Origin of the sequence: Chthonomonas sp. (assembly GCA_016788115.1) — a bacterium.
In the GTDB taxonomy this organism is placed as follows: Bacteria; Armatimonadota; Fimbriimonadia; order Fimbriimonadales; family Fimbriimonadaceae; genus UBA2391.
Genome location: JAEURR010000007.1, coordinates 373136 through 394961, shown reverse-complemented (window position 1 = coordinate 394961; position 21826 = coordinate 373136). Strand labels below are relative to the sequence as shown.

Genomic DNA, 21826 nt, shown 5'->3' with positions numbered 1-21826 from the left:
GCTGGAATCGGTAACGCTCTGCACGCGGCCGTAGCTATCGTACGCCATCGAAATTGCGGCTCCGCTCGAATAGGTCACGCCATGGAGTTGCCCATCCGGCTCGGCGTAACTATAGGTCGTCGTGATTCCGCGCCCATCCGTCCGACCCGTCAGCCGACCACGATTTTGGACGCATCTCGGAGCGGATGCATGACCTTCGGTTTACCCCAAGGATCACAGCGGACCCCAAAAATGAAAGCCGCCGTTGTCACACGGCGGCAAATAGTTCAGCGGGAGAACCCCGCCGATTCGAATACTCTTGTTGGAGTAGACCGAACGCTTCTCGATTCAGTAATCTAACTCTACCACAAGCTGTGAGAAAATGCGATGAAAGATGAGGCATATGTCCTTGGACTTGACTTAGGAACCAACAGCATAGGATGGGCCGTCGTCGGCAGCCTCAACGGACAGCCAGCCGCGGTCCTGTCCGCGGGATCACACGTCTTCACGGCCGCCGGCGAAGATAATTTCACCAAGAAGGAGCGGATTCTCCGCAGCGCCGAACGGCGGAGACATCGAAGCGCACGGAAGACTAATCGAAGAAAGAAGTGGCGAAGACATGCGCTCTACCAGATCTTGGCCGAAGCAAACTTACTTCCGACGGATCCGCAGGATCGTGCACAAATGTTGTGCTGCCACCGTGCTCAGGGGGTCGAGTTGCACCCTTACGCGCTCCGCGCGCGAGCCGTCGACGCGGCGTTACCGCCTGAGCTGTTCGCACGCGCGCTGTGCCACATCAACCAGCGTAGAGGCTATCTGAGTACTCGTGACTTGATGAGCCAGGGAATACCTCGTGAGTATCTTCTGGCGCACCTGCAGACCGTGCGAGGTCCTCAACAGACCCGTACCTCGCGATGTGCTCAATCCTGTCAATGTAAATTCGTACTGGATCGTGAATTTCTTCCTGCATTGGTACTAGTTTACATACCGTTTTGACGTTTATCAAATGGTCTTGCAGAAAAGTTCGTACACTCTGTCCATGACCCCTGAAGAAGCAGAGCGGCTCGTGCTGCGCCACGCTGAACGTGGCGGAATTAACTTCACGTGGGTTGCCTCACGGCTCGGAGTGTCAAAGCAAAGCCTTTCCCACTGGTTGACTGGCAAGCATCGACCACAGGACCCGCAAGCCTGGGTACGTATCGCCCGCGCTATGGGTCTTGATTCCCCTCAGCACACGCAGCTAGGGGAAATCGCTAGGGAACTCGCGCTCAGCGTCCTCGAAGAATCCGAACCATCAAGAACGAAGGCGCTCGCCGCACAGGTCATCAGAGAAATTTCAAAAAAGTACGAATAACTCCTTTACAAATGTCCAACCTTCGCCTATAATGTCTCTAAGGCTGACGACACAGCCACGGAGACAACATGAAACGAAACGCAATTGTGTGTAGGGTGATTGCTCACTTTTTCAAGTATTACTCAAAACCCTATCAGCCCGATTGCACGCTCTAGTTCAGCTTTCGCTAGCGCCCTGGTCTGGTCATCAATGGATGTGTCCGCCAAAATGTTGACGAGAATCCGAAGCTGGGCACGTGTCGCGCGGACCACGAGCGGCGGTTCGTTGTACGGGTTTGCATCTTCAGCGACCACCATTCCCAGCGATTCGAGTTTCGAGCGAATGCGAGCAGGAACCTGCGACCTCCCAGATTCATAGTTTGCGATCTGGTCGCGCGTCGCCCCAACTGAATCGGCCAACTGCGCCTGGTTCATGCGCAGGCGATCCCTCAATCGCTTGATCGCCATTGGTGTCCGATCGGGCATAAACACAAAATACCTGGGAAGTTCATTCTATAGTACACAGTGCTGCGTAAGTTGTGTATACTACGATGCAATGGACGAGCGAGCAATACATCTCACCAGTAACGGGCAATTATCACGGGACGAATGTGTGTACGGCGCCGTGAATGCCCTCGTCTCGCAAGGGCTGTCGGTAACGCGGGCGGTCGAGCGAGTCGGAGTGAGGCGCAGTTTACTGAATTGAGAAGCGTCCGGTTACCCCAGCCAAAGGTACGAGCTCGTCATTGGCTCAAGCCAGAACATGAGCATGGACCAGCTCCTGTGGTACGAGCGGCTTGCTTGCATGGCTAACGACCGGGTGAACCAGGCAGTTCGGACGCTGGCTCAAGTCAGAAAGCTCCAGCGGCCAACGCTCCAAGTCAATATCGCCGAGAAGCAGGTGAACGTGGTTTCGGATGGCGAGATGAAGAGCGGCTCAGCCGTGCAGAAGAACGTGATTGCTCGCCCAAAGGCGTTGGAAGAGGTCGCTCAGGCGGTCGTCGAGGTGCCAGACTTTGCTTCGCCCGTAGCCGTCGTGACTCCAGTTTCCAGGAAATTCCGGGATCGTCCATTCTCGCGCCGAAAACCTTAACAAAAAGTTCTGAAAACTCTCGTGGCTGGAACCCTCAAGGTGCTGTATGATAAATGGCACGCCGGTAAGAAGGCGAGGAAAGCAATTGGCAATTTTAGGAACTTTGCGCAGCAGTTTGGACCGAGGGTTGGGACGATGGCTCATTGGGTCACTTTTGATGCTGGTCGCAACCGTGAGTCAGGCGGCGATCCAAATTCAAGTTGAACTCCAAGACTTTCCGAGCCCCTCTGGTCAGGCTGTCACGGTGACCTTCGTAAACGGAATGGTCGGCGAAGTCTCAGCCAATGCGGCACTCAACGCAACAGGATTCTCGAATGTTACGCCTCGGGCTTCTGTGGTTCCAGGCACGTATACCGTCCGCGTCAAGGGAAAGCATTGGCTCTCCGAAGCCATCGAAGGGGTACCTGTCGGAACGTTCGGAACCTCGGGTCCATTTGAGTTCAGCTTGCGAAACGGTGATATCGACGGAGACGACACGGTCTCGGTGTTCGACTACTTCATTCTGAGCGAGTACTTCGACATTGACAGCACCGCTCCGAATTGGACGACCGTGGGTGCAGACGGGTTCGCGCCGGTAGATGCGGACATTGACGGCGATGAGGCCGTCACCGCGTTTGACTACTTTATCCTATCGTATAACTTTGACAGTGGTGCTGGTGCACCTAGACGACTAAGTACGACAGGAAGAAAGTTCTGGTTAGCGTTTCCTCAGAGCAAATCATTGCCCAACAAGCAACTGAAGCTGTATGTTCGAGTGGCTCCCAATGCTGATGACGTTCCCCCCTATCCGCAAGGAACTATCAAAGCTGGAACAAATGCGCCACAGTCCTTTTCATTGACACCAGGCTGGGCCGTTGTGGACGTTCCGCAAACCGCATCGCAACTCACTGAAGTGACACAGGACAACGGGGTTTGCCCGAACTCGGTCTATGTCTCCACAACGGTCGCTGTGACTATCCAAGCTGTAACTCAGTCGGTTCATAACTCGGAGGCATATACGGCTATCCCGGTTCAATCGCTAGGCTTCGACCACATTGTCATGGCGTGGGGAGATTCATACAGCCAGACTTCATTTGTAACCGTCGTCGCCCCGTATGGTGGCGGAGCCGTTGAACCAACCACATTGACTATCACCCCAAGCTGTGATGCAGGGGCTAGTGGTGAGAGGCTCCAGGGAGTTCCATTCACGGTTCAGCTTCAATCTGGTCAAACCTACCAACTTCGCTCGACCTCTCCAACTGGAGACTTAACCGGGACGCTCATTTCGTCGAATCATCCGGTTGCCGTCTACAGTGGCAACCGCTCGGCCCAGGTACCAAATAATGCGGGCTTGTCCAATCATCTGCTGGAAGAGTTACCCCCAACCGACCTCTGGGGCTCAGAGTTTATTACGGATCACTTTCAACTTAAGAATCCTGACAAGCCCTACTTTGTCCGCGTCCTTGCGGCGAGAAACAATACGCGAGTAATTGTCTCTGGAAGGGTACGGTTCTTCAACGGCGACGGTGATCCCCAGCTTAGCGATCCAATTGGGACTCGAACAGTTGTTCTTCGCCGAGGTGAGTTTCAGCAGTTCCGGTTGGTCGGCCCTGGTTATATCAAGTCAGATTCACCCAGCGACCCCACAGCTTCAAAGCCCGTATTGGTTGCTGAATATTCAACCGGGTTCGCATTCGACGCCAATGGTGCAGCGGAGCCAGCCCCGTTCTTAGGTCTTGTACCGAGCGTGTCCCACTTCAATACCAAACTCTCGCTCTTTGCCCCGCACGACTTGCCTTCGGACGCTGGATACTCTTGGCGACAGTTCATCAATCTTGTTGTGCCCACAAGCCAAGTATCCGCGTTGCGTCACAACGGTCAGACCGTCACGAATTCGTTCGAAGCGGTACCAGGCACGGCTTATTCAGTCGGAAGAGCGGAGTTCTTCAATAGCGGCGATCTTGACTATCCAAATGGAGGTCGTCACACATTTGAGAATACCACCGTGCTTGGGGCTCTCCCTATCGGAGGGTTCGGGTATGGCTATCAATATTGCGATGGCATGGGCTACTTCGCGTCCATGACACTTGCGTTCAACGGTGGTTCTCACGCCGCTCCGGGAGCACCGAGCAACGTCGTTGCGACAACAGTTCAGCCGTACCCGCTCGAAAATGACTTTTCCGTTCATGTGGCGTGGACTGATGGATCGAGCAACGAGGAAGGATTCTACATCGAACGAAAGCGATCAGATTCCGCTGTCTGGGAGTTCGCCGGTTCCGTTGCACCAAACACTACTCAATTCAACGATTCAGGTGCGTCACGAGACGCTAACTACCAATACCGTGTTTGCGCGTTCGGCGATCTTTCTTCGGCGTGGGCCTACTCGATCGGGAGTGTCGAGACACCTCCGAATGCACCGAGTGGCTTGTCTGCGGTCGCACCCGCATATAACCAGGTCGTTCTGTCGTGGCAGGACGCCTCCCTCGTTGAGACGAGCTTCATTATCGAACGGTCGCTCCAGTCGAGCGATCCGAGTAACCCAACATCTTGGACAGCAGGGTGGCCAGTCTCGGCTCACTCGGGCGTAGGGGAGGCAACTTGGACCGATACCTCGACTGCGAAGCAAACCGCCTATCGTTACCGCATCAAGGCCATGCGAAACGGCCTGCATACTAAGTCCCTTGACTTTGCCTTGGTGACCACCCCCGATGAGCCCCCACTTTCTCCAACCGGCCTTCAGGCAGTCGCGGTTTCAGACACGCAAATCAACCTATCGTGGACCAACGGCCTACGGGCCACAAGCACCGAGTGGCAACGAAGCCTCAAGCCAACTGCGCAAGCCCAGGAATCCGACTGGTTGTTCGTGGGGGAGGTACCGGTACCCCAGACAACGCTTTCGGATTCTGGTCTGGACGGACTGACCCACTATTACTACCGAGCGCGGTCCAGGAACGATGGGGGGACGTCAGGCTGGATGTTTGTAGATTGCACAACGTTGATGCCTCCCCCGCCCGCTGCGCCAAGCGGGCTCACTGCGATGGCGTCCTCAACGACTTCCGTCGATCTGTCATGGACTGACAATGCACATAACGAGACGTCTTATGTCGTGCAAAGAAAGATCGCATCGGGTAGCTGGACTACCATAACGAGCTCTTTGCCACGCAACACGGAGCAATTTACCGATAGCACAGTTTCCGCATACACAACGTACACTTACCGCGTTCTCGCCCATAATGCTGCGGCAGACACGGCGAGTAACGAAGCCACGGCCACGACTGGTATTACCTTCACCGGCGGAGGAGATTTCGATATCACGGTGGCGGCTACCGGTGCGGGTCAAGTCACGGTGTACTGGCAGGAGATTGCCAATGCCGTGGGCTATCGTTTGTATCGGAGTACCGTTTCTAGTGGCCCGTATTTTCAGGTCAACCAGGGACTAATCAATAATCCAGACCCCGGCCCTGGGGTTGTGAATGGCCAGAGATTCACTGACACCGGATTAACCGAAGATCAAGATTACTACTATCGGGCAGTTGGGGTATCGTCTTCTGGCTCGGTTGTTGGCACCAGTTCCGAAGACAGCGATGTGCCATTGGCTACGGCAATCAATTGGGCGAGCGATAACCCTGCTACAATAATTGACCAGGCTCTGTGGAATGCCGGTGAGGGCCAACTTGCCATTAGTGAGACACGAGTAGTCAGCATTCAGGGGCCCAATGGCGTGCAATACCACCAGGATCGCTTTGGAGTCGAGACCTCCTCCGGAGCGACTACCGCGTTCATTGGGGAAGATAGCCACTGCGTCACGAACGGCACCGAAACATACGCAGTTACTTTTGATCCTGCTCCAAACGCTCAATCCACGCAAATTTATGGCTATCCTAACGAGCACACAGGTCCTTTTCGAAAGGTTTCTGCTTTTCAGTCCTGGCGAAACCTCTCAGCAGTCGTCGGCATGCCTTCTACGACTAGCATTGATTCCACACGCCCATCACGTGACGCAGCCTACGTGTACACCGGTGGCGAAGCAGGTGCCTATGGTGCGTTTGACGTTGGGTTCGTAAAGAAGAACTCTTCGGAAGTGTGGTGGAAGGCATTTTCTGCATCCAAGGGTCGTGGTGTTAATGATAAGGGTTACTTATGGCAAGATGGGGATTTCAAGATAAAGGGAAGTGTCCGACTATTCTTTACTTTTCCGGAGCTCACATCCAAACAAGCCTACCTCGCTGTAGTTCCGAACGAGCCAGGATCAGTAGCACAGTTAAGCGGCACCACGATAGATAAAGGTGTTATCGGTAGCTTTGCTAAATTTGGTAAGAAACGAGAAGCGATCTCTCTCAAGCGTATTAACTCTATCGCTCAACAGTTTAGGACAGCCAAACACCCCAATGCTCCTTTAGCGAATGGACCCAATAATAGCACCTATAAGTCGGGCGCAGTTCAGGCAGGCGGTACATGGTCCGAGGTGAAAGTAAGTGGAGCAGACTTTGATTCCGATGCCACCCGACAACAAGGAAGATGTCTAAATGACCCAGCCTATGTCTCTTGGCTCTCCGATAACGACTTCTTTAACGAGCGCTCGATCTATATAACAACTGGGCAATGATCGCGTCACTTATCGCTACCATACTGATTACGAAGCCAGCAGAACAAGATGTGCCGCAACTCTGGTCTCAACGGGGAGATCGCCTCACCATTCATGCTTGCTGCGTCGCTACGTCATCGCAGAATGTTAGCCTGGGACCAATCGCCAGACTTCGGGTGAGTGGTGTAGTCGAATCAGTAGGGCAGCCCACGAGCAGGCAACAATACCGCTGGTTATCGAGGCATGGTGACGAGTATCGCGCATTTGAGTCTGCTGGTTCTACCACGACCTTACTTGGTGCCACTCGGTTGTCCTCGCATCCGCTCGCGGTGCTGTGGACTGCTTCTCGACGCTACCTCTGGTGGGTAGATGAGAACTCCAATCTGAAGCGCACTTTCTGGAAAACGGGTGCGACGCGATCATGGAAGCTCGGGCCCGGTACATGGGAGGATGTGGATGTGGCAGTTCAAGCAGTTGCAAACAAATTTGACCTGACCATACGCTCAACTAATGGTCGAGATGTATCTCGGATGGATTTCGTCCAAGTGGACTTGTCGAATGAGTATTCTCCAAGAATCGACTGGCGTGACTGGGCAAGTGACTTCAGTCTCCTCGATATCGTGGCCCGAGGTAGGAGTACATACGTGCTGACAGCCACAGGTGACATCGTCACTTTTGCTGGTCGAAAGCAACAATCAAAGACACCGGCCAAATATACAGAGCAAGGGCTTAGCTTCGCATGCATAGGGGTTCCATACTGTCTGGCAATCGCCGACGAGAAGTTGCTTATTGGTACGCGTGAATCCCAGTTCGTACGTTGGAAGCCAGCTATAATCAGCTATAACGCCAAGTGGAATAAAGTGCTCCGAGACGGCAATGTTAGCATCGCGATTGGGGAGAGCGACGTTAAAAGCACAGTCGTCGCCTTAGCGTATCCAACCGGCCTGCGATTTACTACTCTTGATGAAAGCACTCTGAACCTCAACTTGGTGTCTAGAGCTTTACATTAACTGTTCATCGTTGCCTTTTCTGAAATCTTCCAAGGCCGAACATACCCACGATCAGAACCCATGATGATGGCTCTGGGACCGGTGTGGCGAGGTAGTAGTACCCGTAATCGGAGGCACCCGAACGCTTTTCGTCGCTGTAGATTAGGATTGAGCCAGATTCCGAGATGCTGCTGGCCCAAATATAGTGTGCGCCTGAACGCGGATTGATGAACCTCTCTCGAAGATTAAGCATCCCTGTCGTTTCCGACCAAATAAACGGCGTGTGATCGCCGGGACGCGCGATATCCACATTTCCGACAACAAGGCCCTGGCTATTCATATCCAAGGGGTAGCTGTTGTCGGCTCCTGGCATGTGGATGCTTTGCAATCCCTTCCCTGGCCGCCAGACCGCCGCCTGACTACCAAACTGGGAGCTATCGTACCAAGTCCCTGCGATCCAGCCACTGTCGGCAAGAATCGGATTGGTCATTTCTTCCGAAGTGGCAAAGTAAGTGAATCCCTTACCCTCTGTCCACATGCACTGCCTCTGCGTAGTAGTTCCGGCCGGAGTGTACTTGCCGATGGCTTGCCCCTTGTTGTTAAGGGAGCTGAAACACCCATTAATCGAGCCGACAACTTGCGGGTCCTGATTGAGCCTCTGAAACGCTGGCTTGCCATTGTAACCTCCAGCTACGAGGCCTGTGGCGTTGACCCCAAGAAGCGAAATCCGTTTCGTCGGGTCGGAGTGGATGAATTGAAAGTCTTCACCGGGTAGTGCGATCTTGTTCTGAGAACCGGCCACATAACCACCTTGAGAAAGCCGATTCGACGGGGTGTTCGTGCCGCCAGCTGTCGATCCACTGAGCGGTCGAAACCCGCCTTTCTCTGTGTAGACGTAGTAGTTCGTTGGCGTGTTATTGACTATCGTCGTCGCCAGCATCTCGCCTCGATCATTGAGGCTTCCAAAGATGGTCCTCACGTTCGGAGAGAAACGTGGAAGCTCCCGGAGCACGTACTTATCCGCGACCTGTGCGGTAACAAGACCGGGAGAACAGACGACAGCAATCCAGCAAAGTCCTCTCACCCCTCAAGTGTACACCTGAGCCACGAACCATAAGCCTAGATTTTTGCTGGTTAACCGCTCATAGAGCAGCTTCGTGGCAAACCGAGTCAGAGGAAATACTCTTTGTAATGACACTCACCCCACGATAGAAATCCTCCCTAGCCATAATGCGATACACCTGAACATGCGTGAACTGTGATCCTGACTTGGTCACGTGCCCAGCCTGAGTCAACCGATCTGCGATTTGCGCAAGCGTCAGGCCCTCTGCTCGGAACTCAAAGACCAACCTAATGGCCGCGACTTCTTCGCCCACGATCTGTAGCCGACCACTTCCCGGCTCCCCCCGATTCCCGACGGGTCTATATCCGTACACGCCGTGCCCTCCCGCAAACGTGCCGTTCTTGCGAACCGACTCACGCCGACCCATCTTAGTCCTCGTGGCAATCACGGCCCGCTCGTAGTCGGCGAACGCGGCAAGAATGCGCCGCATAAGGTCACCAGTGAACCCTTCTGCCAATGATTCCGAGACCGAGACACACTTCTGGTCTGCGTTCGGAAACAACTACACTATCAGCGATGCTATTACCTACGCAACTAGCCATACTACGACGGGGGCTAATGCAACGTGGTACTCTTGGACATTTGATGGTACGCGCCCGAAGCTGGTCCAATATGGAGATACTCGTGCAGCGCCTTAGTGTCGGCATTATCGTGGTGCCACTTCTAGTGGTTAGCGCAGGCTGCTCTGTATCAAATACGCAGACGGACTCGCCAAGACCACACATAACCGAGAGGTTGACCACAACTTCGAGCTCTAAGGACCGAATGAGCCGTGCGGACAGTGGCTACGAAGATATGCCTACGCCGATGGGCCGCGTTGCCAACGACGACGTGCGGCAAGCTGCCAAATTAATCCTGCTAGAGGGCCTAGTCAGTATCCAGCTTCAAGGATTCGTTCTCTCAAAGAAAGGGCATGGGCTGTCTAGCCGCAAGATAACCGCAGTAGAGGAAATGGCTTTCATTATGAAAGCATTCCTGAATAGTTCTCGCAAAGTCGGTGCCACTAAAACTGGCGGCGACGGTGATAGTTCGGATACTATCTGGATCGAAACCGCAAAGAGTACGGAGCCTTATAAATGGTACGTAGACTCCGGTGACGTTCACGATTATTGGGGTCCGGATATGGTGCGAGTGTACGCAAGGTACGCAAAAGAGGAGTATCGGCATTGGTTTACCGGCAAGAACTAAATTTAGCGCGTCTTACCAAGAAAGCAAAAAGGCCGGAAAGCCCGAACTGAAAGATAGCTGGCTCCGGGACCGGCGTGGCGAGGTAATAGTACTCGCGTTCCGCTGAACTTGACCGTAGCTCGTCGCTATAGATGAGAATGGAGCCGGATTCAGAAATGCTGGAAGCGAAGAAGAGGTTCGTGCTCGTCGGGCGATTGAGCAACCGCGGTCGTAGGTCTATCATCCCTGTCTTTTCCGACCAGATGAAAGGCGTGTGATCGCCCACTTGAGGTTACTGAATTGAGCCCCCCCCCCCCCGCGTTTCGTGGTTCAGCGAACATTCTTACTTCAGCTTCGCCGAGTCCACCATCCGCTGGAAGAATTCTGCGTACTGTTTCTCTTCCTTTACCGACGGGATCTTCACCGAGAGTGCGAGGGCGTTGCCCTTCGAGTCTTTGAGCAGCGTGTACCGCCGAGATGCGAATTTTTCCTTGTTCAGGACCTCGAAGCTCATGCACTCGTAACCCTTCTTGGTTTTGCCCAGCCGGAATGGGGTCGGTTCGCCCGGCTCTTCTCGCTTGATGAAGTAGAGGCTGGTGCGGTACAGCTCCTCCCAACTTGCCGAGGTGGGACCCGCCGTCATAGCGCCGAGTTTGCCGTTGCCCTTCTCCGGCGTCACATCCCGCGCGCCCCATAGAGTCTCCTTACCGACGGTCCAACCCTTAGGCACCTCGAATGAATACTGATCGGTTTGGACGGGGACAAACTGGGTCGACGCCAAGGTGAGTGTTGCGATAAGGTGAACCATGTCCGGTCCTACGATGCACCAGCCATGGTAGTCAGCCTGGGACGCCGGGCCAGCGGAGGGCGCAGAGCGTCGAATCTCCCAAGAGGTAACGTGTTCGGATGACGCACGAAGAGGCGCTCAAGCCGATTGATTCGGCGATCTGGGAGATGAGCGAGGCGTTCCAGGGGCTGGAGGACCGGGACGTGTGGGTTCGGGCTCACCCGCGGCTGCTGAGTATCGGCGAACTTGCGGCGCACGTGGCGTATGGCGAGGCGACCTGGCTATACCCGGAGCTTGTCAGTCCGCTGGTCGTGCGTCAGGCGAGCTACTATCCGCACACGGTTGATGGTGGCGTTACCCTGGAGATGGGTACCGAGGATCTGTACGCCGAGGTCAAACGGGTGCACGAAGCGTGCAGGGCCCACGTGCTCGCGATGCGGCCGGATCTGGAGGCGGTTTTGCCATGGCGCGACGACTGGACCTGGGGCTACACGCTAGAGTACATGGCGTTCCATGCGGCTTACCACACGGGACAGATGTACTCGGTTCGACATCTGATGGGACATGAAACGGCGGACAACTGAGAGCTGGCTCGGCAGGTGCGTACTGTTCCATTGAGTGCTTGTTCGTGAAGTGTGTTAGGAAGACTCACCCCCTCAGGGCGAGTATCGAATTTGCAGTCGAGCGAGTTTGACCGATCCTGCAGGCTGAAGCCGTTCGAGCAAGATTGGAAGCTGGAGTGAGCTGTGATATCGCTCTCCAGCAACCGCGCATTGGGCACCCACGATTGAGGTGGGAGCCTCGAGTTCGGAAGAGTGGTCGTGCACTGGATTCTCGCAGATCATGCTTGCTCAGGCAGATGTCGAGTAAGCCTCAGCGCATATGATGGATGTCATGGTGCCGACGAGGGGCCCGTGCAACCATTGTTTCTGTGAGCGAACGGCAGTTCTACATCGATCCAAGCCGTTGCATTGGTTGCAACGCGTGCGTTCAGGCGTGCGCGGAGTGTGACACCCACCCCGGCGTGTCGATGATTCACCTGGAGCAGGTTCAGCGCTCGGACACCGTCCAAACCACGCCGATCATTTGCATGCACTGCGACGAGCCTGCATGCGCGATGGTTTGTCCCGCAGACGCGATCAAGAAAACTTCCGACGGAGTCGTCCAAAGCTCGCTTAAGCCGCGATGTATCGGTTGCACGAATTGCGTTTTCGCCTGCCCGTTTGGGGTGCCCAAGTACGATGTTGAGGTCGACCAGATGATGAAGTGCGACATGTGTTACGACCGCACGTCGGTGGGGCTCAAGCCGATGTGTGCCACGGTGTGTCCGTCAGGAGCGCTGTTCTACGGGACCGCCGAAGAACTTGCCGCGGATCGTACGGGGACGCCTATCAATGAGTTCCTGTTTGGCACCAGGACGATCACGACGAAAGTACACCTGATGATGCCGAAGGGAGCAGTCCGCCTGCGGGTGAGGCCCGACGCAATAGTCCGCCGGTCGGACTTGTTGACTTCGGTGAGGACCATGGAGCGATGAGCAAGATGAACGAAAAGTTGATGGAAGACTTTCCGATCGAGTGGGAGGACGACCACTTCGTTACCCGCCGCGAGTTCTTCAAGTTCCTGACTTTGGCTAGCAGCGGGATCGCCGTCGGAACCGCTGCACTGGCCGCCTACGCGCAGATCCCGCGCGAAGAGATCCGGTTCGATCCGGCAAAGATCTGCTCGCTCGACGACCTCCAGCCGGGTTCATCGCTTGCGTTCAGCTATCCGCGACCAAGCGATTTGTGCATCTTAGTGCGATTGAAAAGCGGGGAATTCGTCGCCTACAAGCGTCGGTGCACGCACCTTTCTTGCCCCGTGGAGTACGAGGTCAAGAATGGCCGAGAGTTGCTGTATTGCCCATGCCACAACGGAGCCTTCTCGCTCGAGGATGGTCGGGTCTTGCAGGGGCCGCCACCGCACCCGCTTCCTCAGATCAAAGTCGAGACCCGTGGAAGTGAGGTGTGGGCGGTGGGAGCGATCGCAGGAGAACCCGCGTGAACACACCGCAATCCCTTCGTCGTCGGCAGAAGTCCGTGGTTTTCGTCGGTTTTCTGCTCTTTGCGTTGATCCTGTTCTTGATTCAACTTTGGCTGTTCGTTATGGTCCTTGAGAACATTCTCATGGGTAGGACGGAGATGGTTGTTCAGGCGGCAGTATTCAGTTTTGTTCTCCTTGCGGTGAACGTGTGGATGCTACTTGGCGTTCGCCGTCTTATGAAGATGCAGTAGCCGCTCTGGGCTTCGCTGCCTTCACCAAGATCAGAATCATGATCGTGTCAGTAGTCGCTCGGACACTGTGCGGGAGCTGTGCTGGCATGTGAATCCAAGTCCCCGGGACCGCTTCCACAGTCTGCTCACCAACGGTGATGGTCGCTTCGCCTTTGACTAGCTGGATGATCGCTGGCATGGACGCCGTGTGCTCGCTGAGTTCCTGGCCCGCGCCGAAGGCGAAGAGCACCGTCTTCGTCGCGTCATCCGACTGAATCGTCCTGGAGATCGTGCTATCCGCAACGGTCTCGAATTGGTGCAGAAGGTTGGGGATGATGGTTGGTGTCATTACTACTTTCCTCGGGGTGATGTTGCCTAGTGGGAGCAAAGGCGTCCGCGCCCGGCACACTGCGCAGGCTTATCCGCCGCTCAACCAACCGGGCTCGCTTAGGTGCGTGCTGCCACCGGCGGTGCTCCATTCTGAGGGTTTCCTCCGTAAGGAGCTTGTCTTGCTCGGCAGTCAGAGCCGATTCGATGGCGGGAAAGAGCACGCGCTCTTCCCATCGGATATGGCTTTCGAGCGATTGCCCGAGTTCGCAGGCACTCTCGGGGAGCTTATCGACCAACATGGCGATGATGTTGTGCTCGGTTTGCATCTGGGCAAACATCTCTCCAGCGAGAGGACCGAGCAAGCGCTCCTCTTCGGCGAAATGGTCCGCAAGCTCTAGGTCCCATGCGTCGCGCGCCATCTGTGGCGCGCCAACGCGCCCTTCTTTGAGTGCACGCGCAAGGTGTAGGCCGTCGTTGTGGTCTCGAGAGAAGGGCTCTAGAGCAAACGCGCGCTTCATTGAGGTGGGTCGGCTCGGGCGATCTTCACGCACGCTCGTTTGTATTCAGGGATGCCGCTGACCGGATCGTAGGATCGAATTGTCAGATTGTTTGCCGCCTTTTGCCCGGGCCAGTGGTAGGGGATGAATACGGTATCGGGTCGTATCGTAGTCACCACCTTGGCCTGCAGAACGACTTCGCCACGGCGACTTGTCACGCGCATCCAGTCTTTGTCGGCGATTCCATAGTGGGCGGCCAAAGTTGGGTGGATCTCGACGAACGGATCGGAGCACAGGTCAACCAGTCCACCGATTCGACGTGTTTGGGTGCCGCTAAGGTAGTGCGATACCACTCGCCCGGTGGTGAGCACAACGGGATATTCGTCGTCGGGCTCCTCAAGCGGCGGGCGGTACTTCACCGCATTGAAGTGCGCCTTCTGGTCTGGGGTCTTGAACTTTAGGTCCTCCCACAATCGGGGGGTGCCAGGATGTCCGATTTCGGGACACGGCCAGAACACGCCGAGTTCGTTCTCGATGCGCTCGTAGGTGATGCCGTAGTAGTCCGCGGTGCCGCCTTTGCTGGCGACGCGCAACTCGTTGAAGATGTCCTCAGCAGTCTTGAAGTGGTCAAAGAACTTCTCGCGGCCGAGTCGCCGGGCCAGTTCCAAAATGATGTCGGTGTCAGCCCGTGCTTCTCCGGGAGGGTTGACCGCCTTCCTGATGCGAATGACCCGTCCTTCGGCGCTCGTGCTCGTCCCCTCTTCCTCTTCGTGCAGCGAACCTGCCATCACAATATCTGCGTGGTGCGCGGTCTCGTTCAAGAAGAAGTCGATCGCGGTGTAGTGGTCGAGCTTGTTCAGGGCTTCGCGAGTGAAGTTTGAATCCGGCAATGAGACCAAGGGGTTAAAGCAGATGGAAATCAACGCCTTGATTTCACCGGCATGGATCATCTCCATGATTTCCGGAGCGGTGTGCCCCTTGTCGGGCAGTTCCTCGTCGGTACATCCCCAAACGGAGCAGATGTATGCCCGGTGGTCGGGATTGGATATGTCGCGGTTGCCGGGCAACTGATCACATTTGTGGCCGTGCTCTCTGCCACCCTGCCCGTTGCCCTGGCCTGTGATTGTGCCATAGCCGCACCCTTTGCGCCCAATGCGACCGGTCGCTAGCACCAGGTTGATACAGCTGACGACGTTGTCCACTCCCTTGGAACTGTGCTCGATGCCTCTGGCGTGCATGAGGAAGCTCGTCTTGGCCTCACCCCACATGCGGCCCGCCCGAACAATGTCCTCGACCTTGATGCCGCTGATGCGGCTTGCATCCTCCAGCGACAGGGCGAGAGCGGCTGCCTTGGTCTCCTCCCAGCCGGAAGTGTGCTCCGCGATGAATGCCTCGTTCGTAAGCCCCTCTTCGATGACTACGCGCAGGATTCCGAGGAGTAGCGCAGAGTCTGTGCCCGGCAAAACAGGCAGATGCAGGTCGCAAGTGCGTGCGATCGGTGTCACCCGAGGATCGATGACGATGAGCTTTGCACCTCGGTCCCGGGCCCGCCAGATGTAATCGGTGGTGATGGGCGAGCACTCCGCGACGTTTGTCCCCGCGAGGAGGATGACTTCGGCGTGGACGATATCCTCCCAGTAGTTGGAAGCGCGATCGAGTCCGAACGCCTTCTTGTTGCCCGCACCCGCGCTCACCATGCAAAGGCGGCCATTGTAATCGAGGTTGGCAGTCTGGAGTGCGAGCCGAGCGAACTTCCCAATGAGGTAGCTCTTCTCGTTTGTCAGGGAAACACCCGAGAGAAAGGCGACGGCGTCGTTGCCATACTTGGCTTGGACGTCCCTGATAGCCTGAATGGTCGTGCTGAACGCCTCCTCCCACGAGATGGGTACGAACCCCTGACCGGCGACATTCTTGAGCGGGGCAAGCAGTCGATCGGGGTGGCCGCCTTGGAGATATCGCTTGACCCCCTTTGGACACAGCTTTCCGCGGTTAAATGGAAACTCCTCCCAGGGCTCGAAGCCGATGACCTGGTCCTTCTTGACTTTTAGTTGGATCCCACATTGCATCCCGCAGAAGCAGCAGTGGGTCTTGACCAACTTGTCGGGATCATCCCGGCCAACCCAGCCTCCCGGAGGGGTGTAGGCTGGATGCGGACCGAATTCTTCGATCAGCTTCTCGATGGAAACCGGAGGCTTGGCCATACCCTAAGTGTATGTCACAGGGACTGAAACCGCTATGACGCGCATCATAGCCCCAAGCTCTTCTGCAGGAGCTTGGCGACCGCGAGGAGCAGCACGACGCCTAGAGCGCGGCGAAGCCAGAGGCTCGATACTCGGTTGGCCCCGAGCAGGCTGCCACAAATCGCTCCGGCGACGCCCCCAAGGGTGAGAGGCCACAACCCCAGGCTTTCCTGCAAAACGTCACTGGGGCGAGCGAGTAAGCCTGCGATGGAATTGGCAAAGATGAACCCCGCGGACAGTGCTGCGACGGTATGGGGTTGCGCCCATTTCCGCAGAATCATGAGCGGCGAGAGAAAGATCCCACCCCCCACTCCGACGAACCCACTTAAGAGCCCAATTCCCGACCCCGTCGCCGTGAGCACCCAGCGTCTCGGGGCGGTTGTTTCGCCGCTCGCCGAAGGGGTCTTGGTCTTGAGCATGAGCGCGGCGGCAGCGTAGACGAGTACGAGTGCCAGCACCAGGTCTTGCGTCGCGCTTTCGAAACGCAGCTTTCCGCCCAGGAAGGCAAGAGGTACCGAGCCCAGTAGCAGCGGCCAGGCGAGCGACCCATCGAAGTGTTTCGCACGGCGGAACACCAGAAGCGTGATACCCGCAACGAGGACGTTGAGCGCTAGCGCCGTTGTCGCCCCTACCGCACTCGGGATCGTGGTGAAGGCTATGAGCGCCAAGTAACCGGAGGCCCCGCCGTGACCGACCATGCTGTAGGCAAGCGCAACGACAAAGACACCGATGAGCAGCCAAGTTTCAATCATGAGTGAGACTCGCGATGCCGCCGTTAAGCGAGTACACGTTCTCCTGATTCCTGGCGCGCAGGTCTGCCACCAGCCGATAGCTGCGGCGGCCCGTCGCACACACGAAGAGGGTAGGACGGTCCCATCCGAGTTGGTAGCAATCTTGCATCGGGATTCTCCGATGTGGAACTGCCAGCACCGGGGACTCATCGAGCTCCCGTATGTCGATGATCTCGTAGGAATCGAGGCGAGAGAGTTCTGGGTCTAGACTCCAGTCGAGTTCCGGCTCTGATGTGCAGACGTTTGCGGTGCGGCGGAGCGAAGTGAGCTCCAAGGTCTGTAAGTCCAAGAGAATCAAGCGGTTGTCCAGAACTGACAGGCCAAGAATGCCCTTGATCACCTCGTTTGCCTGCAGAACCCCCATCACAGATGGAACAACTCCGAGTACCCCTGTTTGCGCGCAGGTCCCGACGCAGTTGTCCGGGGGCGGCGTCGGGAATAGGTCGCGCAAGCTGGGACCACCCGGCACGATCGTCATGATCTGGCCCTCAAACTGGTGCACGCTTGCGGTGACCAAGGGCCTGCCAAGCTTCTTGCAGACACGATCCAGCAGGAACTTGGTGGCGAGCGAGTCAGTTCCGTCAACAACCCAGTCATAGGCGGAGACCAGCTGCTCGGCATTCGAGGCGGTCAGGTTTTCGGGAAACGGTTGGATCGTGACCGCAGGGCGGAGGCGCGTGGCGAACCATGCCGCCCGCTCAACCTTTGATCGACCCACATCCTCGGCCGCGTAGAGCGGTTGGCGGTGGAGATTCGAGACATCGACGAGGTCAGCATCGACTAGGCCGATCGTTCCTATTCCCGCTCCCACGAGCGCGGGCAGGCTTCCTGAGGCCAGGCCGCCTACCCCTACGAGGAGCACCTTAGCCTTGCTCAGGTCCATTTGGCCGCGCTCTCCAACTTGGGGGAGTCGCATTTGACGTGCAAACATGGCGGTGTCTTGGGCCGCATCGGCAGATTTGTGGGGCATGACCCACTCAGAGACACCAGTGGCATACGTTTCCCGTTTCCAGATCGGTACTCGCCATTTGAGCTGATCCATCATCCACTCACAGGCTTCGAATGCGGCTCGGCGGTGTGCGGAAGCTGTCTGGACCACAACGGCGGTGTCGCCCACGACGAGCTTGCCGACGCGGTGAATCACTCTTGCGGACCGAAGCTCGAACCGCTCGACTGCCTCGTTCACGAGCTGCTCGCCTTGCGCGATCGCCATGTCCGGAAACGCTTCGTATTCGAGGGCGACCACTGTCTGACCCGCAGCGTGGTTCCGCACCTTCCCTTCGAACGTGACGAATCCACCCGCTGCATCGTCGGCGTGCGCCAGCGGCTGAATCGGCGCATCAGCCAGTAAGAAGCTCATCCCCCGGCCACCGGGGGGACCAGGACGATCTCGTCCCGATCGACCAAGTGATAGTCGGGGCCGACAAACTCGTTCGCGACGGCCACTCGAATGAGGGCATCTGGCAGACCAAGTCGATGTTCGGCGATGAGAAATCGAACGAGTTGGCCTGCAGTTGTCAAGTCCGTGTCCAACCACTCTTCGCTCAAACCGCGCCGCTCACGTAGCACCGCGAAGTATCGAAGTTTGACTCGCTTCATGCGTCTAGGCTCCAGGGGACCTGAAGGAACTCCACGATCTGGCCCGGTTGCAGTTCCTCGGCAGAGGATTCGATCCTCAGAAGCCCTTCAGCGTCGATCATCGCTAGGTTTGCATGCGAACCGACGACTTCCAGTGCTTTGGCCTGACCGTCGGCTTGTCGCACCGCGGGAACGTACTCCTCGCGGCCTGGCTTGTGCCCCATTCCGTGTGCAAGCGTGATCGGCTCGCGCTTAAGATCGTGTCCCAGCCAGGCAGCGATGAAAACGAGCAACCCGACCCACGTCGAAAATGGGTTTCCGGGCAGCCCAAACCACACTTTGCCGTCCTCCCGGACTCCGAACGCCATCGGCTTACCCGGCTTCACGGCGACGCCGTGGAACATAACCTCGAACCGTGCGGCTTCCATGGCTGGCCGGACGTAGTCGTGCGCGCCGACGGACACCCCGCCGGTTGAGATCAGCAGGTCGCTCGTTTCGCAGATGCGAGGAACCAGCTCCTGCAAATCGGAGAGTCGATCCAGTGCGTGCTGAGTTTGCGCGGCGATGCCCCAATCGGCAAGCGTTGCCTGGATCGCGGTCGCGTTTGAGTTGTGAATCTGACCGAACGATAGTGTTTCCCCCGGGGACACAACTTCATTTCCCGTTGTCAGGACGGTCGTCACGGGGACCTTCTCGACTTCGACAGCAGAGAACCCGCAGGAAGCGAGGCCAGCCAAGTGCGGTGGCTGAAGCCTCTGCCCTGCGCGGACCACGATTTTTCCTGTTGCCGCTTCTTCCGCCCGGAACCGCACATGTGCAGAACGACGTACGACGCCCATGAGGAAACCGTCTTGTACCGTCGCCTCTTCTTGTGGGATCACCCCGAAGGTGCGCGCGCAAACCGGTGCGCCGGTGAAGATGCGGACCGCCTCGCACGGACCGAGCGTGAGTTTCGTGGATTGGCCCGCCGCGATTTCGCCAACGATTTCCCACGGCCCTTCGGGTCCCCCGACCGCGTAGCCATCCATCGCGGAGTTATCGAAGAGCGGGAAGTCGAGCGGCGATGTGTAGTCACGGGCGGCGACGCGACCCCGAGCGGCGTTGAGCGGCACAGTCTCAGTGGGGCGTGCTGGTCGGTAGCTCCGTATCACCTCTAGGGCATGGTCTACCGAGATCACGGATGACCCTCCCCCGCAAGCATCTTGTGGACGTGAAGCAGACTTGGCATGAGGCAAGCCATCGCGTCTTCGCAGGCCGAAGGACTTCCGGGTATCGCAAGCACGATCGTGCTTCGGATGAGTCCCGCCACCGGGCGGGCAAGCATCGCGGTTGGAACCCTTGCCTGACTGTAGGACTCGAAGGCAGCGACGACGCCGGGAAGTGCGGTGTGCAAGAGCGGTTCGAGGGTTTCGGTGGTGAAGTCGCGCGGTCCGACGCCGGTACCGCCAGTGACGATGAGAAGGGCAACTCTCTCTTCCACGGCCTGTTGGACAGCCTGAACGAGGGCTCGTGGCTCGTCAGGGAGGATGCTTGTGGCCACTGAACTCGCTCCGTGGGAGGACAGCGCCTGCTTGAGAATGGGGCCACTTCGGTCTTCGTACACTCCCTGATGAGCGCGGTCAGACATGACGAGGATCTGGGCATTCCAGCTCGTGAGCTTGGGCAAGTCGCTCTTGCCTCCCGTCTTGGACAAGAGCTTTACGCCGACGATTTCCATCTCTTCATCGATCATTTTCAGCATGTCGTAGAGCGTCAGCGCTCCCGCTGCTGCGGCGGTCAAAGCCTCCATCTCGACTCCCGTCTTTGCAACGGACGTGACGAAAACCTCGATGGCGATTCGGTCTTCCAGAAACTCGAAGTCCACACGCACGTGCTCAATCGGGATGTTATGGCAATACGGGATCCACTCCGTCGTCTTCTTGGTGGCCTGAATGGCCGCAACCTTCGCGATCGGAACGGGATCTCCTTTTGGGGTATCGCCTTGCTGGACTCTGCGGATCGTGTCGGGACTCGCGGTCAGTTCGGCACGCGCGAGCGCAGTCCGTTTGGTTGTGTTCTTGTGTGAAACGTCTCTCATCCGCCGATCTGCACCATCGTTAAGTTGTCTCTCTGCGCCCAACTGCGCATAGGGGGGTGAGCGCGCCATTTGCCTTCCAGACACGCTCGCACCGCCGCTGCCAAATCGACCTCTGTCGCCCCGGCACGAACGAGGTCTCGCAGAGATACGGCCGGGGGCAAGAACAGGCATGACTTCAGCTGTCCATCGGCAGTTAGGCGAAGACGGCTGCATCCAGCACAGAAGCTTTCCGACACACTCGAAACAAAGGCAACTCGCCCATTGTGGCCATCGACCGCGTACTCCCTCGCTACGTCGTTGGAGGCGGTCGGCAGTGCGCGGAGTGCGTACCGGGACGCTAACCTCTCTCGAATCTCAGCCGATGAAATCACCTTGGTCGGTGACCAGCCATTGTCCAAGAACGGCATGAACTCGATAAAGCGCACCGTCAGACGGTGCTCGTCGGAAAAGCTCACGAAGTCGAACAACTCGTCCTCGTTGACGCCGGGCAACACCACCACATTGATTTTCGTTCCGATCCCGAGCTGCTGGGCAGCCTCGATGCCGGCGAGTACTTTGGGCAATTCGTCGCGTCGAGTGATCTCAATGAACCGATCCGGACGCAATGTATCGAGGCTCACGTTCAAGCTTGTGATTCCTGCGTCCCGGAGAGCCTTGGCGTCTCGCACCAGCGTACTGCCATTCGTTGTCAACGCGATCGACTGCAGCCCGGGTATCCGACGCAGGTTCTGGATCAGGTCGATGTACCCTTTGCGCAGCGTCGGCTCGCCCCCGGTCAGCCGCACCTTGCGAACGCCATGGGACACAAAGAACCGCACCAGCAGTTCGATCTCTTCAAAGGTTAGGATCTCGTCCCGGGGCTGCCACGGTACTTCACTCTCGGGCATGCAGTAGACGCACCGGAAGTTGCAGCGATCTGTCAACGATACCCGCAGGTAGTCGTGAAATCGGCCGAACCGGTCCGTCAGCATGTCCGTTCGAGAGGGCACCCGTTGATTATGCGCCGAGCTCGCTGGGGCGCTCATGA

22 protein-coding genes are annotated in these 21826 nt (G+C 57.0%); 9 read left to right on the top strand and 13 right to left on the bottom strand.

The window, feature by feature from the left end; translation table 11 throughout:
• A partial coding sequence (locus JNM85_09415; protein ID MBL8088269.1) for a hypothetical protein occupies positions 1–153 on the bottom strand: 153 nt, incomplete at its 3' end.
• An 865-nt stretch (positions 154–1018) separates the two neighbouring features.
• On the opposite strand from JNM85_09415, the gene JNM85_09410 reads away from it, so the two are divergent.
• Positions 1019–1333 carry a helix-turn-helix domain-containing protein gene (locus JNM85_09410; protein ID MBL8088268.1) on the top strand — a complete coding sequence of 105 codons (315 nt, stop codon included), beginning with the start codon at positions 1019–1021 and terminating at the stop codon, positions 1331–1333.
• A gap of 122 nt (positions 1334–1455) precedes the next feature.
• Here JNM85_09410 and JNM85_09405 read toward each other — a convergent pair whose 3' ends face one another.
• Positions 1456–1797, bottom strand: a complete 342-nt coding sequence (locus JNM85_09405) for a helix-turn-helix transcriptional regulator (protein ID MBL8088267.1) — start codon at positions 1795–1797, stop codon at positions 1456–1458.
• 283 nt (positions 1798–2080) lie between these two features.
• Between JNM85_09405 and JNM85_09400 the strand changes: the two genes are divergently transcribed.
• Together JNM85_09400 and JNM85_09395 are read left to right on the top strand one after the other, a co-directional pair.
• Positions 2081–2404, top strand: a complete 324-nt coding sequence (locus tag JNM85_09400; protein MBL8088266.1) for a hypothetical protein — start codon at positions 2081–2083, stop codon at positions 2402–2404.
• Positions 2405–2561: 157 nt separating this feature from the next.
• Positions 2562–6989, top strand: a complete 4428-nt coding sequence (locus tag JNM85_09395) for a fibronectin type III domain-containing protein (GenBank protein ID MBL8088265.1) — start codon at positions 2562–2564, stop codon at positions 6987–6989.
• Between the two features lie 993 nt (positions 6990–7982).
• Here the strand turns inward: JNM85_09395 and JNM85_09390 are convergent.
• Both JNM85_09390 and JNM85_09385 read right to left on the bottom strand, forming a co-directional pair.
• Complete coding sequence (locus JNM85_09390) at positions 7983–8897, bottom strand: hypothetical protein (protein MBL8088264.1); 915 nt, start codon at positions 8895–8897, stop codon at positions 7983–7985.
• Between the two features lie 202 nt (positions 8898–9099).
• The gene (locus tag JNM85_09385) at positions 9100–9510 is read right to left on the bottom strand and encodes a recombinase family protein (GenBank protein ID MBL8088263.1); all 411 of its coding nucleotides are present in this window, start codon (positions 9508–9510) and stop codon (positions 9100–9102) included.
• 335 nt (positions 9511–9845) lie between these two features.
• Here JNM85_09385 and JNM85_09380 point away from each other — a divergent pair, with 335 nt between their 5' ends.
• Positions 9846–10268 (top strand): hypothetical protein, encoded by a 423-nt coding sequence (locus JNM85_09380; protein ID MBL8088262.1) that lies wholly within the window; start codon positions 9846–9848, stop codon positions 10266–10268.
• A 322-nt stretch (positions 10269–10590) separates the two neighbouring features.
• Here JNM85_09380 and JNM85_09375 read toward each other — a convergent pair whose 3' ends face one another.
• The gene (locus JNM85_09375) at positions 10591–11055 is read right to left on the bottom strand and encodes a hypothetical protein (protein ID MBL8088261.1); all 465 of its coding nucleotides are present in this window, start codon (positions 11053–11055) and stop codon (positions 10591–10593) included.
• A gap of 98 nt (positions 11056–11153) precedes the next feature.
• On the opposite strand from JNM85_09375, the gene JNM85_09370 reads away from it, so the two are divergent.
• The 4 genes from JNM85_09370 (at position 11154) to JNM85_09355 (ending at position 13307) form a co-directional block, all read left to right on the top strand.
• Positions 11154–11618, top strand: coding sequence for a DUF664 domain-containing protein (locus JNM85_09370; protein MBL8088260.1), 465 nt, complete (start codon positions 11154–11156; stop codon positions 11616–11618).
• A gap of 347 nt (positions 11619–11965) precedes the next feature.
• The gene (locus JNM85_09365) at positions 11966–12571 is read left to right on the top strand and encodes a 4Fe-4S binding protein (GenBank protein ID MBL8088259.1); all 606 of its coding nucleotides are present in this window, start codon (positions 11966–11968) and stop codon (positions 12569–12571) included.
• Between the two features lie 5 nt (positions 12572–12576).
• Positions 12577–13077 carry a Rieske (2Fe-2S) protein gene (locus JNM85_09360; protein ID MBL8088258.1) on the top strand — a complete coding sequence of 167 codons (501 nt, stop codon included), beginning with the start codon at positions 12577–12579 and terminating at the stop codon, positions 13075–13077.
• Entirely contained in the window at positions 13074–13307 is a 234-nt protein-coding gene (locus JNM85_09355; protein ID MBL8088257.1) for a hypothetical protein, read from the top strand. Before JNM85_09360 ends, JNM85_09355 begins: the two co-directional genes overlap by 4 nt.
• Here JNM85_09355 and JNM85_09350 read toward each other — a convergent pair.
• On the bottom strand, positions 13291–13635 hold the full coding sequence (locus JNM85_09350) for a cupin domain-containing protein (GenBank protein MBL8088256.1): 345 nt from the start codon (positions 13633–13635) through the stop codon (positions 13291–13293). The genes JNM85_09355 and JNM85_09350 overlap by 17 nt on opposite strands.
• Between JNM85_09350 and JNM85_09345 the strand changes: the two genes are divergently transcribed.
• Positions 13619–14014 (top strand): hypothetical protein, encoded by a 396-nt coding sequence (locus JNM85_09345; GenBank protein MBL8088255.1) that lies wholly within the window; start codon positions 13619–13621, stop codon positions 14012–14014. The genes JNM85_09350 and JNM85_09345 overlap by 17 nt on opposite strands.
• 116 nt (positions 14015–14130) lie before the next feature.
• On the opposite strand, the gene JNM85_09340 is transcribed toward JNM85_09345, so the two are convergent.
• From JNM85_09340 to moaA, 7 genes are read right to left on the bottom strand one after another with little or no spacing between them, the layout of a single operon-like run.
• Positions 14131–16314, bottom strand: coding sequence for a molybdopterin oxidoreductase family protein (locus JNM85_09340; protein MBL8088254.1), 2184 nt, complete (start codon positions 16312–16314; stop codon positions 14131–14133).
• 44 nt (positions 16315–16358) lie between these two features.
• A complete protein-coding gene (locus tag JNM85_09335; GenBank protein ID MBL8088253.1) occupies positions 16359–17105 on the bottom strand; it encodes a sulfite exporter TauE/SafE family protein in 747 nt (248 codons plus the stop codon).
• Positions 17098–18504 (bottom strand): ThiF family adenylyltransferase, encoded by a 1407-nt coding sequence (locus JNM85_09330; protein ID MBL8088252.1) that lies wholly within the window; start codon positions 18502–18504, stop codon positions 17098–17100. Before JNM85_09330 ends, JNM85_09335 begins: the two co-directional genes overlap by 8 nt.
• Positions 18501–18743, bottom strand: a complete 243-nt coding sequence (locus JNM85_09325) for a MoaD/ThiS family protein (GenBank protein ID MBL8088251.1) — start codon at positions 18741–18743, stop codon at positions 18501–18503. Before JNM85_09325 ends, JNM85_09330 begins: the two co-directional genes overlap by 4 nt.
• Positions 18740–19900 carry a molybdopterin molybdotransferase MoeA gene (locus JNM85_09320; protein MBL8088250.1) on the bottom strand — a complete coding sequence of 387 codons (1161 nt, stop codon included), beginning with the start codon at positions 19898–19900 and terminating at the stop codon, positions 18740–18742. The genes JNM85_09325 and JNM85_09320 overlap by 4 nt, the downstream gene beginning before the upstream one ends.
• The gene (locus JNM85_09315) at positions 19897–20799 is read right to left on the bottom strand and encodes a bifunctional molybdenum cofactor biosynthesis protein MoaC/MoaB (protein ID MBL8088249.1); all 903 of its coding nucleotides are present in this window, start codon (positions 20797–20799) and stop codon (positions 19897–19899) included. The genes JNM85_09320 and JNM85_09315 overlap by 4 nt, the downstream gene beginning before the upstream one ends.
• Positions 20796–21788 (bottom strand): GTP 3',8-cyclase MoaA, encoded by a 993-nt coding sequence (gene moaA / locus JNM85_09310; GenBank protein ID MBL8088248.1) that lies wholly within the window; start codon positions 21786–21788, stop codon positions 20796–20798. Before moaA ends, JNM85_09315 begins: the two co-directional genes overlap by 4 nt.
• Positions 21789–21826 lie beyond the last annotated feature (38 nt).